Source organism: Acinetobacter sp. YH12134 (assembly GCF_013418555.1).
In the GTDB taxonomy this organism is placed as follows: domain Bacteria; phylum Pseudomonadota; class Gammaproteobacteria; order Pseudomonadales; family Moraxellaceae; genus Acinetobacter; species Acinetobacter indicus.
In genome coordinates this window covers 24237-39004 of the sequence record NZ_VPBT01000004.1, presented here as the reverse complement: position 1 = coordinate 39004, position 14768 = coordinate 24237, and the positions used below count along the sequence as shown (strand labels likewise).

Here is a 14768-nt window from a genome sequence, read left to right as displayed (position 1 = left end):
GCTTAATCCTCTGGCTGGTGCAGCTGCTCTGCCTGAGCCTGTCCCTGCTTTTTACCTTGCTGGAATGCCTGTTTCCATACCGCTTTAATGCGTTCCTCACTGAGCTTCTCATTGCGGGCTTTATGGGAAAAATACAGATCGGCCACTTTCATAATCGCAAAAGTCAGGCCGTAGACCAGCGGAATGGTCAGCAGGCCACCGAAGCCAAAGGTCACGGTTTTCCAGACTCCCAGTGCAATCTGCTGCGCGGCGATGCCCAAACCGACCAGCCCGATCAGTTCTTTGACCCAGTCCAGCGCTTCATTGTCAGTCAGTTTAATGCCGTGGATGGCGGCAATCCGGCTGGCAAAGTAGCCTTGTAAGGGTGTCAGAATCAGAATATCGGCAAAAGGCAGGGGCTGAATGGCGACACCGGCACAGGTAGCACAGGCCAGATGGGTGATTTTGGCAATCTTTTTATCCTGAGAAAGATCATCCCGGAATTCAATCTGGGTGATTTCTTGACGTACTTTTTCTGTAATTTTCATACAAAGGAGTGATCTGTCTGCGCTTTTAAGCATGCTATGGTAATCAGAACAAAAAAGAAAGTGATGTCCGCATTACACCAAGATACCCAGGATGTGCCCATGCAAGCATTCATTGATTTATGGAAAGGATTCCGGCTGTTGCCTTCGGCCTGGCTGCTGTTAATGCAGTTTTTTATTCTCGTATTGTCGCTGCTTAGCCATCATGCCACCTATCGCGTGCTGATCTGGATGCTGGGCGTGGTGGTATTGCTGTTAATTGCCAAAGTCATTCGTCAGACCCCGATGTTTACTTTTTTAGGGCTGAGCTTTGTCACGGGCGCCTTGTTCTTTTCTCTGCTGATTGTGCTGGGGGTTAACAACCCGACCGTGCTGGTGATTAGTCATGCCTTTGAAGCCGCGGCCTATTTAAGTGCGGCCTATGGTTTGCTGCGTTATATGTTTGAAGACCGTTATCTAACCCGCGATGAACTGTTTGCCGCCGGCGCGGTATTCACCTTAATTGCCTGGGCGTTTGCCTTTGTTTATAACATTTGCCAGATTCTGGATCCTTCCAGTTTTTATCATCCGACCCAGCCGGATTTGCAAAGCTGGCTGGATCTGCTGTTTCTGAGTTTCAGTCTGCAGTCTGCCACTGGCCTGTCTGACCTGATGCCGATTGGTCCGGCAGTACGGGTGATTGCCATGCTGCAAATGTTTTGCGGGGTGATGTATCTGGCCTTAATTGTTTCCCGGCTGATTGCCCTGCAATACATTCGTCATTTGCCCAGAAATAAAGATTAATCATCGGCTTGGGCTATTTTGTTACAGCAGTTCAATAGTGTTTTGGTTGTAATCGGACTAAGCTGTGCGCGAGTTTAAGCTCACGACACTCATCTTTTGTTCACCTTTACGGTGAATACTGCCCGGACCTGAAGAGTCTGTCTATCATCTTTAAAAAAAATGGGGGAGTTATGCCTTCCGAAAAATTGCCCTGGTGGGGCAATATCAATCCGAATGTATTTATCAGTACGGTCGCGGTTATTGCGATTTTTCTGGCGGTGGTGCTGCTGGCGCCCAATAGTTTTGAACTGCTGACCCAGCGTATGAACCAGTGGATTACCGATTCTTTTAGCTGGTTCTATGTGCTGTCGGTGGCGGTGTTTCTGATTCTGCTGATTTATATTGCACTGTCCGATATGGGCAAAATCAAGCTCGGTCCGGACCATAGCCAGCCGGAATATCATCAGGGTTCCTGGTTTGCGATGCTGTTTACCGCCGGGATGGGCATTGGCCTGATGTTCTTTGGCGTGGCTGAACCGGTGATGCACTATGTCTCGCCACCGGTCGGTGAGCCGGCCACCATCCAGGCAGCGCAGCAGGCGATGCGTATTTCTTTTTTCCACTGGGGCATTCATGCCTGGGCCATTTATGCGCTGGTCGGGCTGGCACTGGCTTATTTTGCTTACCGGCACAATCTACCACTAAAAGTCCGTTCGGCCCTGTATCCGCTGATTGGCTCAAAAATTTACGGCCCGCTCGGAGATGGGATTGATACCTTTGCCACGCTCGGTACTGTCTTCGGAATTGCCACCACTTTGGGTTTTGGCGTGACCCAGATCAATTCCGGCTTAAATTATTTATTCGGGATTGAGCAAAGTGCCAGTACCCAGATGATCCTGATTATTGTGGTCAGCAGCATGGCGTCTTTGTCGGTGTTTTTTGGTCTGGACAAAGGTATTAAACGGCTGTCAGAGCTGAATCTGGTGCTGGCGGTGGTGCTGCTGTTATTTGTATTTATAACGGGGCCGAGTATCTATTTACTGCAAACCACCATTCAGAATATTGGTCAGTATGCCTCGAATCTGTTTCATATGACCTTTAATTTATATGCCTATCAACCGAGTGGCTGGATTGGGGGCTGGACCATCATGTACTGGGCCTGGTGGATCTCCTGGTCGCCATTTGTAGGGCTGTTTATTGCCCGGGTATCCAAAGGACGCAGTATCCGTGAATTTATTGTGGGGGTAATGCTGATTCCGACTGGTTTTACCCTGGTCTGGATGGGTTTTATGGGCAATGCCGCGCTGTATAGCATTTTGCATGAAGCGAACCTGCAATTGATGACCGCAGTACAGCAGGACTCCTCGGTGGCCCTGTTTGAGTTTTTAAGTAATCTGCCTTTTGCCTCCATCATGAGTCTGCTGGCGACCCTGCTGGTGATGCTGTTTTTTGTTACTTCGGCAGATTCAGGTGCGCTGGTCACAGATTTTCTCACTGCAAAAACGGAACATTCTCCGGTCTGGCAACGGCTGTTCTGGACCGTATTGATGGCGGTGCTGGCGATTATCCTGCTATTGGCCGGTGGCCTGAGTGCGCTCCAGTCGGCCACCATTATGAGTGCCTTGCCATTTACCCTCATTCTGCTGCTGATGTGCTGGGGCCTGCTCAAAGCCCTACGGCTAGATGTCACCAAAATGAATGCCTTGCAGGAAGCGCGGATTACGCCGCGCGCCATTCATAATCCACGCAGCTGGCAACAGCGTCTGGGGCTGATCATGCATTATCCGCATAGCCAGGCTGAGGTAGAACAGTATATTCAGATTCAGGTACAGCAGGCTTTTGAGAATATTCAAAAGGAATTCCAGAAGCGGCATCTGACTGTGTCGATTGATTCGCTGGAAGATGGCCTGCGTTTAAAGGTCGATCATCAGCATGAGATTAACTTTATTTATCAGGTGGTGTCCCGTGAAACTGTGCCGCCGAGCTTTATGCCAGAAGTCACGGCCGATGCGCCGTTTTATCAGGCTGAGGTATTTTTAAGAGAGGGCGGGCAGAACTACGATGTGATGGACTGGACCCAGGAAGATTTACTACAGGATATTCTGGATCAATATGAACGGCATTTATATTTCCTGAGTATTGTGCGTAGTCCGGAATAATCATTTCTTTCAAACAAAAAAAGACGCTCATAGAGCGTCTTTTTTTACATCAGTTTCTAAATCAGATTAGAAACGGAATTTAGCATTTAAGCCAACAGTTTGAGTATCAAGTACTGTTGCATCTTCTTCGCCAGCTTGAGCAGCTTCGAAGTTAGCATTTACATAGCTTGCACCTACAGAAACAGCAGGAGTGATGAAGTAATTTACGTTTGCACCCCAAGCTTTGTCTGGAGAGTTGTTGTAGCTAGACTCCATGTAAGATGCACCAACGCTAAGAGCAGGCGTTAAGTAAAGATCAGTTTTTAGGTTGTACGCTGTGCTTTCACCGTAAACAAGGCCAGTTTCAAAACCGATTGCCATGTTTGTACCATCAATTGCACCCACGTATTTAGTACGTGCAGTAATAGCATCTTGATCGTCTGCGATTGTTGCAGATTCTAGACCTGCTTTAGCAACACCGTTAGCAACAATGTTGAAAGCATCTAAAGACGCTTGGTCTGCAACGCTGGTATAACCTACAGCAACCAGGAAGTTTGGCGCTACTAATGCACCAAGTTCTAAGGCATAACGGTCGCCATTGTCATCAGCAAAACCAGTTTTGTTGTCTACGATGGTATGGTTATAAGACGCGCTTGCATAGGCTGGAACAAATTTTGTCGGAACATATGCTTCAGCTTTAGCACCATAAGCATGAACAACATCACGCTCGCCATCTTCTTGAAGTTCGCCATAGCTATAAGCTAAAGAAACATTTGATGCTTGGTTTAAAAACGCAGCTTCAGCTAAAGGACCTTTAGTTGAATCAACATTTTTGAAGTAGTAAGTACCTTGAATTGCACCAGAGAAGTCATTGTTGTTTGCAGTATTGTCGATGAATTCTGATTGACCTTGAACTTCGAATTGGTACGCTTGAGCACCGGTCATGGCTAATAATAAAGCTGTGGCTAAACCGAGTTTTTTCATGATAGTTACCAGTTTTGTTAAAAATGGATTAAACAATAGGCATTGTATTGTAACAATTTATTAAGTCAATGAAGACAAAGGAGATTATTTAGTTGAGTAATTGCTCTAAAATATGTATAGGCGAAAAAGTAGTCAATTGATAAATCTGTTGTCAACCTAAAAAGTGTATAAAGAACAAGCGGCTAAATCTCATTTGCGAAAGAAAAGTGTTTGCTGCCTCACTTTTATTTATAGTTAATATGAATTGATTCAATATAAATTATCTATAAAAGCAATCTAATAAAAATGTGAAAAGCAGCGCATAAAGCTTAAAAAATGAAACTTAAGACCAGGATTATGTAGCTGAAATTGATAACGCTTTACTTTTTTTCTACGTTTTCTGGTTTTTATAGGTCTAAATTCGCTGACTATTAATACTGGTTAAACTAAAAGCAGACTATTTTAATAGGCTTTACAAAAAGTGTAATAAGTATCATAATGGCTAGGTAAAGTTATACCGTTTGGTCAGCTTTATCGAAATTGTGATTTCGGTCATGATTTTTCTTGATGCAGGACTAGAGGTTAGAGGAACTGCACTGAGATTCTCCACAAAGTTTTACTTTTTATATGCCCAGCTTTCCCCAAGGCTGGGTTTTTTTTATGCCTGAATCCTGTAGTCAGGATTAAAAACCGCTTAAGTATAAATTTATTGTGCACTATGTTGGTGCAATATTTCTTGAATTAAAAAGCGCTATTGAATATATGACCATAAAAAAATCCCGGTTTTCAACGAAAACCGGGATTTTTTAGCCAAAATTTGCGGGAAAATTTAAAATTCTGCTGAGGAATATCTAAAGTCGCCCCAATGCGGTGCATTATGCACTTATTTGATGCAGCTGTAAAATGTTTTCTTTAATTTTTTATACAATTTTTAAAACCTTATTTTTATTATATAAATCATTGGCTTATATTTAATTTTTAAGAAAATGCAATCTCGGTGGCCCTTCAAAAAAATAGAAACTTACTCTAATTTCGTCGGTTTTTATTCAACTTAATCAATAAATTTGTTAACCTTGTCACAATTTTTTAGTTATCTTGTTGATTTATTCGACTTATAGTTGAATGAACGCTACCGCTGTCCTGTTATTTTTTCCTCAGCAGTGTGGTCATCCGCTTCAGGTCGTTGCTCTGCCTTTGTTGATTCAATACGTTCAGTTCATGCTCATGGTAGTGAGGTTATAAACATGTCCCATCGCTTGCATTCAGAGAATACTAAGCAGCGTCTGTTTATTTCTATGCTCATTATCATCCTGTCGATTCTGTTTATTTCGGTTCCGGTGACGCTGAAGAGTTATCGCTCTTATCAGCAGTCCGATGTGGTGCTGACCGAAATTTCAGTCTTACGTCATGTGGCCGATCTGGCTAACGAGATTTCACGCGAACGTGGCCCCGCCAATAAGGTCATGTCCAGTACTCCAGATGAACTCAGTGCCAACCTGAAAGAGCTGACCCTGTTTCGAGAGCGGGTCGATCTGCAGATTGAACATACCATGCAACTGTTAAACAGCGCCGGTTTTGCTGCACAGGCCAATGCCTTGACCACCGATTTAAAACCGGCTTTGGCAAAAGGACGTGCTGCGGTGGATGCCTATGCAGCACAACCCTATGCCCAGCGCAGTTCAGCACAGCTGGATCAGGCCATTCAGGCTATGTTTCATGCCTGGGATGAAGTCTATGAGGTGCTGAAGCATGTCATGATGCAGTCGGAAGGCAAAAAGACCATGCTGTCGGAGTCCTATAGTCTGATTCTGGTACTGGCCGATTTACGTGATCAGGCCGGACGTCTGGCCTCGACGATTATGGCGGCAGTGACTTTTAAAGAACCGATTTCTGAACAGAACCTGGCCTATTCCTTACAGAGCCAGCGACAGTCTTATTATTTATGGGATCTGGTCAACTCGATTCAGCCTGAACAGCACAAAACGCCTGAATATCTGGGACTGCATCAACAGGTTAAACAAAAATATCTGGATCAGGGGGTTCCCATTGTCAGCCAGCTGATTGAAGAAAGTCTGCATGCGCGCCCGTATTCATTAAGCGGAACTGAATTGACTCTGAAGATTGTCGATAAATTTACGACAGTGGTGAATCTGCAGAAATATCTGCTGGATTATAGTGTCTGGCTGGCTCAGCAGGAGCGTCATGCTGCCTGGCAGCAGTTTATCCTGACGCTGTCGGTGTCGATTATTTCCTTGCTGGCGGCGCTGTTTACCATGGTCTATGCGCGTTTTAAGGTATTTAAACCTTTAATTGAAGCGCGGGATCTGATTTTAGAGTTATCTGAAGCCCAGCCGCAGACGGCCACAGCTCCAGATTCCTCACCCACCTCTTTATTTGCTGCGCTCAAGCAGTTGCAGGCACGTTTGGCTGAACGGGATTTGCTGGAATTCCAGCTACGCAATATGGCCAATACCGATACCCTGACCGGAGTTTCCAATCGTCTGGCGCTGGAAGAATATATTCAATATCTGAACCAGAATCCGGACAAGCTCCATCAAACCGGTTTAATTATTATTGATATTGATGACTTTAAAGAGGTCAATGATCAGTATGGGCATATTGTCGGAGATCGGGTGATTCAGGGAATTGCCGAAGTGTAAAAACACAGTGTGCGTTCATCTGATCTGATTGTGCGTTATGGGGGCGATGAATTCCTGATTCTGATTGAGCAGATTGATCTGGACGGGGCCTTGAGTATTGCCGAGAAATTACGTCAGGAAATTAGCCAGAATGTTCTGACCCTGCCGGGACTGGACACGCCGTTAAATATTTCTGTCAGTGCCGGGGTCGCCGCAGATGCAGGCAGCTGGATGGAACTGTTTGGCCGGGCAGACCACTCCTTATTTAAGGCCAAAGAGAAGGGGCGGAATAGGGTGGAAAGTATGCTCTAAACCGTAAATTAAAATAGAAAAATATTTTAAATATATATCTTGATATTTTTCAGGTGAATCTAATAACAAAGAAAAGGGCTCCTCAGAGCCCTTTCATTTTACTTCAACATCGGTTTCAGGAATTTTCCGGTATGTGAGACTTTCACTTTCACCACATCTTCCGGGGTACCTTCGGCAATAATCATCCCACCGCCGGCACCGCCTTCCGGGCCTAAATCCACAATCCAGTCTGCGGTTTTAATCACATCCAGATTGTGTTCAATCACCACAATGGTATTTCCCTTGTTGCGCAGCTCATGCAGGATGTCCAGTAGTTTGGCAATGTCATGGAAATGCAGACCGGTGGTTGGTTCATCCAGCACGTACAGGGTTTTACCGGTATCCCGTTTTGCCAGTTCGCGTGCCAGTTTGACCCGCTGCGCTTCACCACCAGATAAGGTGGTGGCTGACTGACCCAGACGGATATAACCTAAACCGACTTGATTCAAGGTTTCCAGACGGCGGTGAATCACCGGAATGGCATCAAAGAAATGCATGGCATCTTCGACCGTCATTTCCAGCACATCGGAAATATTTTTGCCTTTGTAATGCACTTCCAGGGTTTCGCGGTTATAGCGTTTGCCATGGCAGGCATCACATGGCACATACATATCTGGCAGGAAGTGCATGGCGACTTTAATCATGCCATCACCTTCACAGGCCTCGCAGCGTCCGCCTTTGACGTTAAAGGAGAAACGGCCCGCCGCATAACCGCGGCCTTTGGCTTCAGGCGTCTGGGCAAACAGTTCACGAATCGGGGTAAATAGACCGGTATAGGTGGCCGGATTGGAACGCGGGGTACGGCCAATCGGACTCTGGTCAATATCTACCACTTTATCCAGGAATTGCAGTCCTTCAATGGTGTCAAACTTTTCCGCGCTGAGCGTGGTGGCGCCATTCAGCTGGGTTGCGGCCAATGGCAGCAGGGTACGGTTAATCAGGGTCGATTTACCCGAACCGGATACCCCGGTAACACAGGTCATCACGCCTAAAGGCAGGGTCAGATCGACATTTTTCAGGTTATGGCCACAGGCACCCATCAGCTTGATCTGCTCATCTGGTTTCGGTGGCTGGGTGCGCTGTTTTGGTACTTCAATCTTGAGCTTGCCCGACAGGTATTGACCGGTCAGAGAGTTGGCATTGGCCGCCAGTTCCTGATAGGTCCCTTCGGCAATCACATTCCCGCCATGTACGCCGGCGCCTGGCCCGATATCAATAATATGGTCTGCGGCGCGAATCGCATCTTCATCATGTTCGACCACCAGTACAGTGTTGCCCAGATCACGCAGGCGAATCAGGGTTTCCAGCAGGCGGTCATTATCACGCTGATGCAGACCAATAGACGGTTCATCCAGCACATACATCACGCCCATTAAACCGGCACCAATCTGCGACGCCAGACGGATGCGTTGGGCCTCACCACCCGAGAGCGTTTCGGCAGAGCGTGACAGACTCAAATAGTTCAGGCCGACTGAGACCAGAAAGTGCAGACGTTCACGGATTTCCTTAAAAATCTTGTCGGCAATTTCGCCTTTGGCACCTTCCAGATTTAGGTTCTGATAGTAATGCTCGGCGTCACCAATCGACATTTTGGTAATCTGGCTGATGGTTTTGTCTTTGACTCGCACATGACGCGAAATTTCATTCAGACGTGAACCATCACAGGCATCACAGGCGGCATTGGAGAGATACTGCGCCAGGTCATCGCGGACATAATTACTTTCCGTTTCACGATAGCGGCGTTCCAGATGTGGCAAAATTCCTTCAAACGGCTGTACCCGGTTGTGACGACGACCACGTTCATCGACATAGCTCAGGTCAATTTTTTCCCGGCCACTGCCGTAGAGGAATTTTTTCTGGGTGTCTTTGTCCAGTTCATTCCAGGGCGTATCCAGCGAAAAATCATAATGATCGGCAACTTTTTGCAGCATGCCATAATAATAAGGACGCTGACGGTCCCAGCCACGAATTGCACCCTGGCTTAAAGAAAGTTCCGGATTGGGAATGAGTTTGTCGGCACTAAAATGGCTGCGTGTGCCCAGACCATCACAGACCGGACAGGCACCAAACGGGTTGTTAAACGAGAATAGGCGCGGTTCCAGTTCGGCCACGGCACGGTCACATTCCGGGCAGGAGTGTTTGGCCGAGAATACCCGGTCCGGATGTTCGCCTTTCATCCACGATAAAATCGCAATATCTCCACCTAAACGTAAAGCGGTTTCAAAACTTTCGGCAATACGGTTGCCCAAATCATCCCGGACTTTAAAGCGGTCGACCACCACTTCAATGCTGTGTTTTTTCTTTTTGTCCAGTTCTGGCGGCGGATCAATCTCCATAATTTCGCCATCTACCCGGGCACGGACAAACCCCTGGCTTTGCAGCTGTTCAAACAGATGGGTATATTCGCCTTTACGTTCACGCACCACCGGTGCCAATAGTAATAGGGCGGTGCCTTCTTCCAGACCTTTGACTACATCGACCATTTCAGACACGGTCTGCGCCACCATCGGCAGGTCATGTTCCGGACAGTAGGGCGTACCCACGCGTGCATAGAGCAGACGTAAATAGTCATAAATTTCGGTAATGGTGCCGACGGTAGAACGCGGGTTGTGGCTGGTCGATTTCTGCTCAATGGCAATGGCCGGACTTAAGCCTTCAATCGAGTCGACTTCCGGTTTTTCCATTTGTGACAGGAACTGGCGCGCATAGGCCGAGAGCGATTCGACATAACGGCGCTGTCCTTCGGCATACAGGGTATCGAAAGCCAGGGAAGATTTACCTGAACCGGAAAGTCCCGTAATCACCACAAACTTGTCGCGTGGAATATCAAGGTTCACATTCTTCAGGTTATGGGTACGTGCGCCTCGAATACGGATATGACTTTGGCTCATGCAATGATCCTAGAAAATTCATTTAAAACCTCTATATGATAGCGCATGAAAAATGTTCAAGTGCAGGCTTAAGGTATTTCTACGTCAAATTATGTCGGTTGATTGCAAATAAAGGCCAAGATCTGAAAATGACAAGGATAAAAAATTGTCAGGATAAAGAATGCAGGGATCAAAGCACGCAAGAATGAAAGAGAACTGTTGGCCCTGGTGCAAGTGTACTAATCTTGCACCAGGGCAAGTGATCAAAAATTAGTTGCTGCTGTCCAGACCCGGCCAGTTACGCTGTGCATAGGCGCTGTCCCAGAACAGCCATTCCAGTTCAGCCGCGCGGGTATAGGCCTGACGCATTTTCGCCAGCGTGTCTTCATCACAGCGCTCGGCCACGCGGTCAACCGTGGCAATCACATTGCGCACTGCGGTATGGAATTCTTCGCCGGCATAGGTATCGACCCAGGCCTGATACGGGTTGTTGGCGACCGAGTTACCGACAATATCTTTACCGACTTCGGCATAAATCCAGAAACATGGCAATAACGAGGCCAGCACCACCGGATAGCTTTCCGACCAGGCAGTGGCAACCAGATAACTGGTGTAATGATGGCAGGCCAGGGTCAGCGGTGTATTTTCAAACTGTTGCTTGCTAATGCCAAAATCCTGCATAAAGCCGTTATGGAGTGAACGTTCCACCACAATTGCTACCTTGGCGGCTTCGGCAAACTGGATCACATCATCGGCATCAAAGGCTTTGGCAGCACACACCGCCAGCGCGCGACCATAGGCCAGTAAATAATGCGCATCCTGAATCACATAGTGGCTAAAGGCCTCACGACTTAGGCTGCCTTGCGCCAGTTCCTGGTTAAAGGGCAGGGCCAGGGTGTTTTGATACAGTTCTAAATTCTGTTGCCACAATTGTTCAGAAAAACGCATGTCCGGTTCCTGTAAAGCATCAAGATCAATGCCCAAAGACTAGCATACTTGCGCTGCAAAGATGAGCCGCTTTGATTTGTATCAGAATCAACAAAAAAGCATACGAAGTGTTTTGGCATCGTCATCAAAAAGCGTCATAATAGCGGCCATATCTCTATCGCCGAGGTCCTGCATGTCTTCAGCAGGATGCACGCGGCGCATTCGGTGTAATTCAAGTTTAATATTTACCGAATTTCTTTATCTAATAATGTCATAGGTCGATTTGTCATGATGAAACATTTTGGTTTCTCTATTGCATTTACGATCGTGTGTCTCGGTTTGTCTGCTTATTGGGGCTATACCCACGGCCCGGAAGCAGGCCTGAAAACCATGTTCACAGCACTGACCATTACGGCCATTCTCGCCATTATGGAAGTGTCGTTATCGTTTGATAACGCGGTTGTTAACGCATCAGTCCTGCGCGGTTGGGACCATTTCTGGAAAATGCTGTTCCTGACGGTCGGGATTCTGATTGCCGTATTCGGTATGCGTTTAATTTTCCCGGTGGTGATTGTTGCCGTCACAGCCGATATGGGCATGATGGAAGTGGTGCAGCTGGCACTGAATAATCCGAAAGAATATTCGGCCAAATTAATGGCGCATCATCCTGAAATTGCAGCATTTGGTGGTGCCTTCCTGTTAATGGTGTTCCTGAACTTCTTTCTCGATGATGAAAAAGACACCCACTGGTTCCGCTGGATTGAGCGCCGTTTATCCAATCTGGCCAGCGTACCGGCCATGTCGGTCTTTATTGCACTGGTGGCTTTGCTGATCATGGCGGCCAATGTGGTTGAGGACAAACGTCTGGTAGTCACCATGGCCGGCATTTGGGGCATCGTGATTTATATTGGTGTACAGGTATTGAGTCATTTACTGGGTGGCGAACCTGAAGTCGATGAAAATGGCAATGCGATTCGTCATGATGAAAATGGCGTACCGACCGGTGCGGTGAAAGCCGGTATTGGTGGCTTCTTGTATCTGGAAGTGCTGGATGCCTCGTTCAGTTTTGATGGTGTGATTGGTGCTTTTGCGATTACTTCGGATGTGGTAATTATCATGCTGGGTCTGGCGATTGGTGCGATTTTCGTGCGGTCGATGACCATTTATCTGGTAGAAAAAGGCACCCTGGATGCTTATATTTACCTGGAACATGGTGCGCATTATGCGATTGGTGCACTGGCCTTTATCATGATTGCCAGCGGAACCGGTTTACACGTCCCGGAAGTGGTCACCGGCCTGATTGGTGTGGCCTTTATTGTCTGGGCGGTATTTGCCTCAATTCAATATAAAAAACGTCAGGCACTGCACTAAGTTGCTGTCTGATCTGAAGAAGGTGCAAGCAATTGCACCTTTTTTTATGACAGGCAGTTCAGATGCAGAATATTGTGCTGAATATCGCAGCATCTGCAGCATGAATGATGTAGGATATTCGCATACAAAATTGTTGCACTTAGCCTATTGATATGATGAATGCCTTAGAACGCCGTTCAACTTTTGCCTTAAGCAGTATTTTTGCCTTACGCATGTTGGGTCTGTTCATGATTATTCCGGTTTTCTCGGTGGCAGGGCAATCCTATCAATATGCAACTCCGACCTTAATTGGTCTGGCGGTTGGGGTGTATGGTCTGACCCAGGCCATCTTACAGATTCCATTTAGCCTGATTGCTGATCGCTATAGCCGTAAACCACTGGTGGTACTGGGGTTATTATTGTTTGCCTTGGGCGGTGCCATTGCTGCAATGTCAGAGACCATTTATGGGGTTATCATTGGCCGGGCCATTGCCGGTGGCGGCGCAGTGTCTGCCGTGGTGATGGCTTTACTGGCCGATGTCACCCGGGAAGAACAGCGCACCAAAGCCATGGCCATGATGGGCATGAGTATTGGTTTATCCTTCGTGATTGCCTTTAGTGCCGGGCCGTGGCTCACCGGACTGGTCGGTATTTCTGGCCTGTTCTGGGTCACCACCATTATGGGGCTGGCAGCCATTGCCATGTTGCTGCTGGTGCCTAAAGTCACGCGCCATCATCGTAATTTCCAGCAGGGCTATCTGCCGCAGCTCAAACAGGTGCTAAAAATGGGCGATTTAAACCGCCTGCATCTGTCAGTGTTTACCCTGCATTTACTGCTAACCGCGATGTTTATTTATGCACCACCGCAGCTGATTGCATATGCAGGTTTGCCATTGTCCAGTCACGGCTGGGTGTATTTGCCGCTGCTGGTGCTGAGTCTGTTTTTTGCCTTCCCAAGTATTATTCTGGCGGAAAAATATCGCAAAATGCGCGGTATTTTCCTGACCGCGATTGGCGGGATTATTCTTGGCCTGATCGTGATGATTTTTGGTTTTGAATCTAAATATATCCTGCTGATTGGACTGGGCCTGTTCTTTATTGCCTTTAACGTGATGGAAGCGCTGTTACCGTCCTGGTTATCGAAAGCGGCACCGATTCAATCCAAAGCCACTGCAATGGGCGTCAATGCCAGCAGCCAGTTCCTCGGTGCCTTCTTTGGCGGCATGATTGGCGGGCAACTGTTACTGCTGAATAACACCGCGATGGGTTGGAGTATTCTGACCGCAGTTGCTATAATTTGGCTGCTGATGAGTTTTGGTCTGGCCCAGCCGCGTTATCTGTCGTCGATGGTATTTCGCCTGCCTGAGGCCAAACAAACGGATGAGTGGACTTCTCAACTTTTGGCCATTCATGGTATTGAAGAAGTCGTGGTGATGTCTGAACAGCAAGTTGCCTATATAAAAGTCGATAAACAGCAAATTGATGATGCTGCGCGACAACAATTAACGCACTTGTTGGGTAAAGAGGTAGCCATTTAAGCATAACTCTTATAAAGTAAATAATAGAAACAAATAGGAAGAATACAGCTGATGCGTGGTGTAAATAAGGTCATTTTAGTTGGTACTTTAGGTCGAGATCCAGAAACAAAAACTTTCCCGAATGGTGGCTCGCTTACTCAATTTTCCATTGCCACCAGTGATGCGTGGACCGATAAAACCACCGGTGAGCGTAAAGAGCAAACCGAATGGCACCGTATTGTGCTGCATAACCGTTTAGGTGAAATCGCGCAGCAATACTTACGCAAAGGATCAAAAGTCTATATTGAAGGTTCATTACGTACCCGTCAGTGGACCGATCAGAATGGTCAGGAACGCTACACCACAGAAATTCGTGGCGAGCAAATGCAGATGCTGGACTCTGGTCGTCAGCAAGGTGAGCAGGGCGATAACGGATTTAACCAGCCGCGTTTTAACAATAACCAGGGTGGCTATGCGCCGCAGGCTCAAGGCGGTTTTAACAACAATAATGCTGGTGGTGGCTATGGTAACCAGGGCGGTTATCAGCAACCGAAACCAGCCCCTGCTGCAACACCTGCACCGGCAGATTTGGATGATGACTTACCGTTTTGAGACACACCTGAGAGTAGGTTTTGTTAAAATTTAATATTTTTTATTATTTAACAATTAATTAAACAAAGAATTTACAGATACTAGAAATAGTTCTGTAAATTTTTTTATTTATAGC

Annotated in this window: 9 protein-coding genes and 1 pseudogene; 6 read left to right on the top strand and 4 right to left on the bottom strand. The window is 46.9% G+C overall.

All coding sequences use genetic code 11. The annotated features are described in order from the left end of the window. Window positions 1–2: 2 nt before the first annotated feature. Entirely contained in the window at window positions 3–527 is a 525-nt protein-coding gene (locus FTU69_RS04325; protein ID WP_104513201.1) for a DUF697 domain-containing protein, read from the bottom strand. 99 nt (window positions 528–626) lie between these two features. On the opposite strand from FTU69_RS04325, the gene FTU69_RS04320 reads away from it, so the two are divergent. Both FTU69_RS04320 and FTU69_RS04315 read left to right on the top strand, forming a co-directional pair. Next, complete coding sequence (locus FTU69_RS04320; RefSeq protein ID WP_005180739.1) at window positions 627–1307, top strand: ion channel; 681 nt, start codon at window positions 627–629, stop codon at window positions 1305–1307. A gap of 170 nt (window positions 1308–1477) precedes the next feature. Beyond that, complete coding sequence (locus tag FTU69_RS04315; RefSeq protein WP_005180738.1) at window positions 1478–3445, top strand: choline BCCT transporter BetT; 1968 nt, start codon at window positions 1478–1480, stop codon at window positions 3443–3445. 66 nt (window positions 3446–3511) lie between these two features. Here the strand turns inward: FTU69_RS04315 and omp33-36 are convergent, their stop codons facing one another. Continuing rightward, on the bottom strand, window positions 3512–4411 hold the full coding sequence (gene omp33-36 / locus FTU69_RS04310) for a porin Omp33-36 (RefSeq protein WP_265088073.1): 900 nt from the start codon (window positions 4409–4411) through the stop codon (window positions 3512–3514). A 1220-nt stretch (window positions 4412–5631) separates the two neighbouring features. Between omp33-36 and FTU69_RS04305 the strand changes: the two are divergent. After that, a pseudogene (locus tag FTU69_RS04305) lies at window positions 5632–7338 on the top strand (GGDEF domain-containing protein). A gap of 98 nt (window positions 7339–7436) precedes the next feature. Here the strand turns inward: FTU69_RS04305 and uvrA are convergent. Continuing rightward, complete coding sequence (gene uvrA / locus FTU69_RS04300) at window positions 7437–10268, bottom strand: excinuclease ABC subunit UvrA (protein WP_180103540.1); 2832 nt, start codon at window positions 10266–10268, stop codon at window positions 7437–7439. Between the two features lie 249 nt (window positions 10269–10517). Beyond that, window positions 10518–11195 (bottom strand): thiaminase II, encoded by a 678-nt coding sequence (gene tenA / locus FTU69_RS04295; RefSeq protein ID WP_168390770.1) that lies wholly within the window; start codon window positions 11193–11195, stop codon window positions 10518–10520. Window positions 11196–11462: 267 nt separating this feature from the next. Between tenA and FTU69_RS04290 the strand changes: the two genes are divergently transcribed. The 3 genes from FTU69_RS04290 (at window position 11463) to ssb (ending at window position 14653) form a co-directional block, all read left to right on the top strand. Beyond that, window positions 11463–12545, top strand: a complete 1083-nt coding sequence (locus FTU69_RS04290; protein ID WP_045795508.1) for a DUF475 domain-containing protein — start codon at window positions 11463–11465, stop codon at window positions 12543–12545. 152 nt (window positions 12546–12697) lie between these two features. After that, entirely contained in the window at window positions 12698–14062 is a 1365-nt protein-coding gene (locus FTU69_RS04285; protein ID WP_104470282.1) for an MFS transporter, read from the top strand. Window positions 14063–14113: 51 nt separating this feature from the next. Continuing rightward, complete coding sequence (gene ssb / locus FTU69_RS04280) at window positions 14114–14653, top strand: single-stranded DNA-binding protein (protein WP_180103539.1); 540 nt, start codon at window positions 14114–14116, stop codon at window positions 14651–14653. Window positions 14654–14768: the final 115 nt, after the last annotated feature.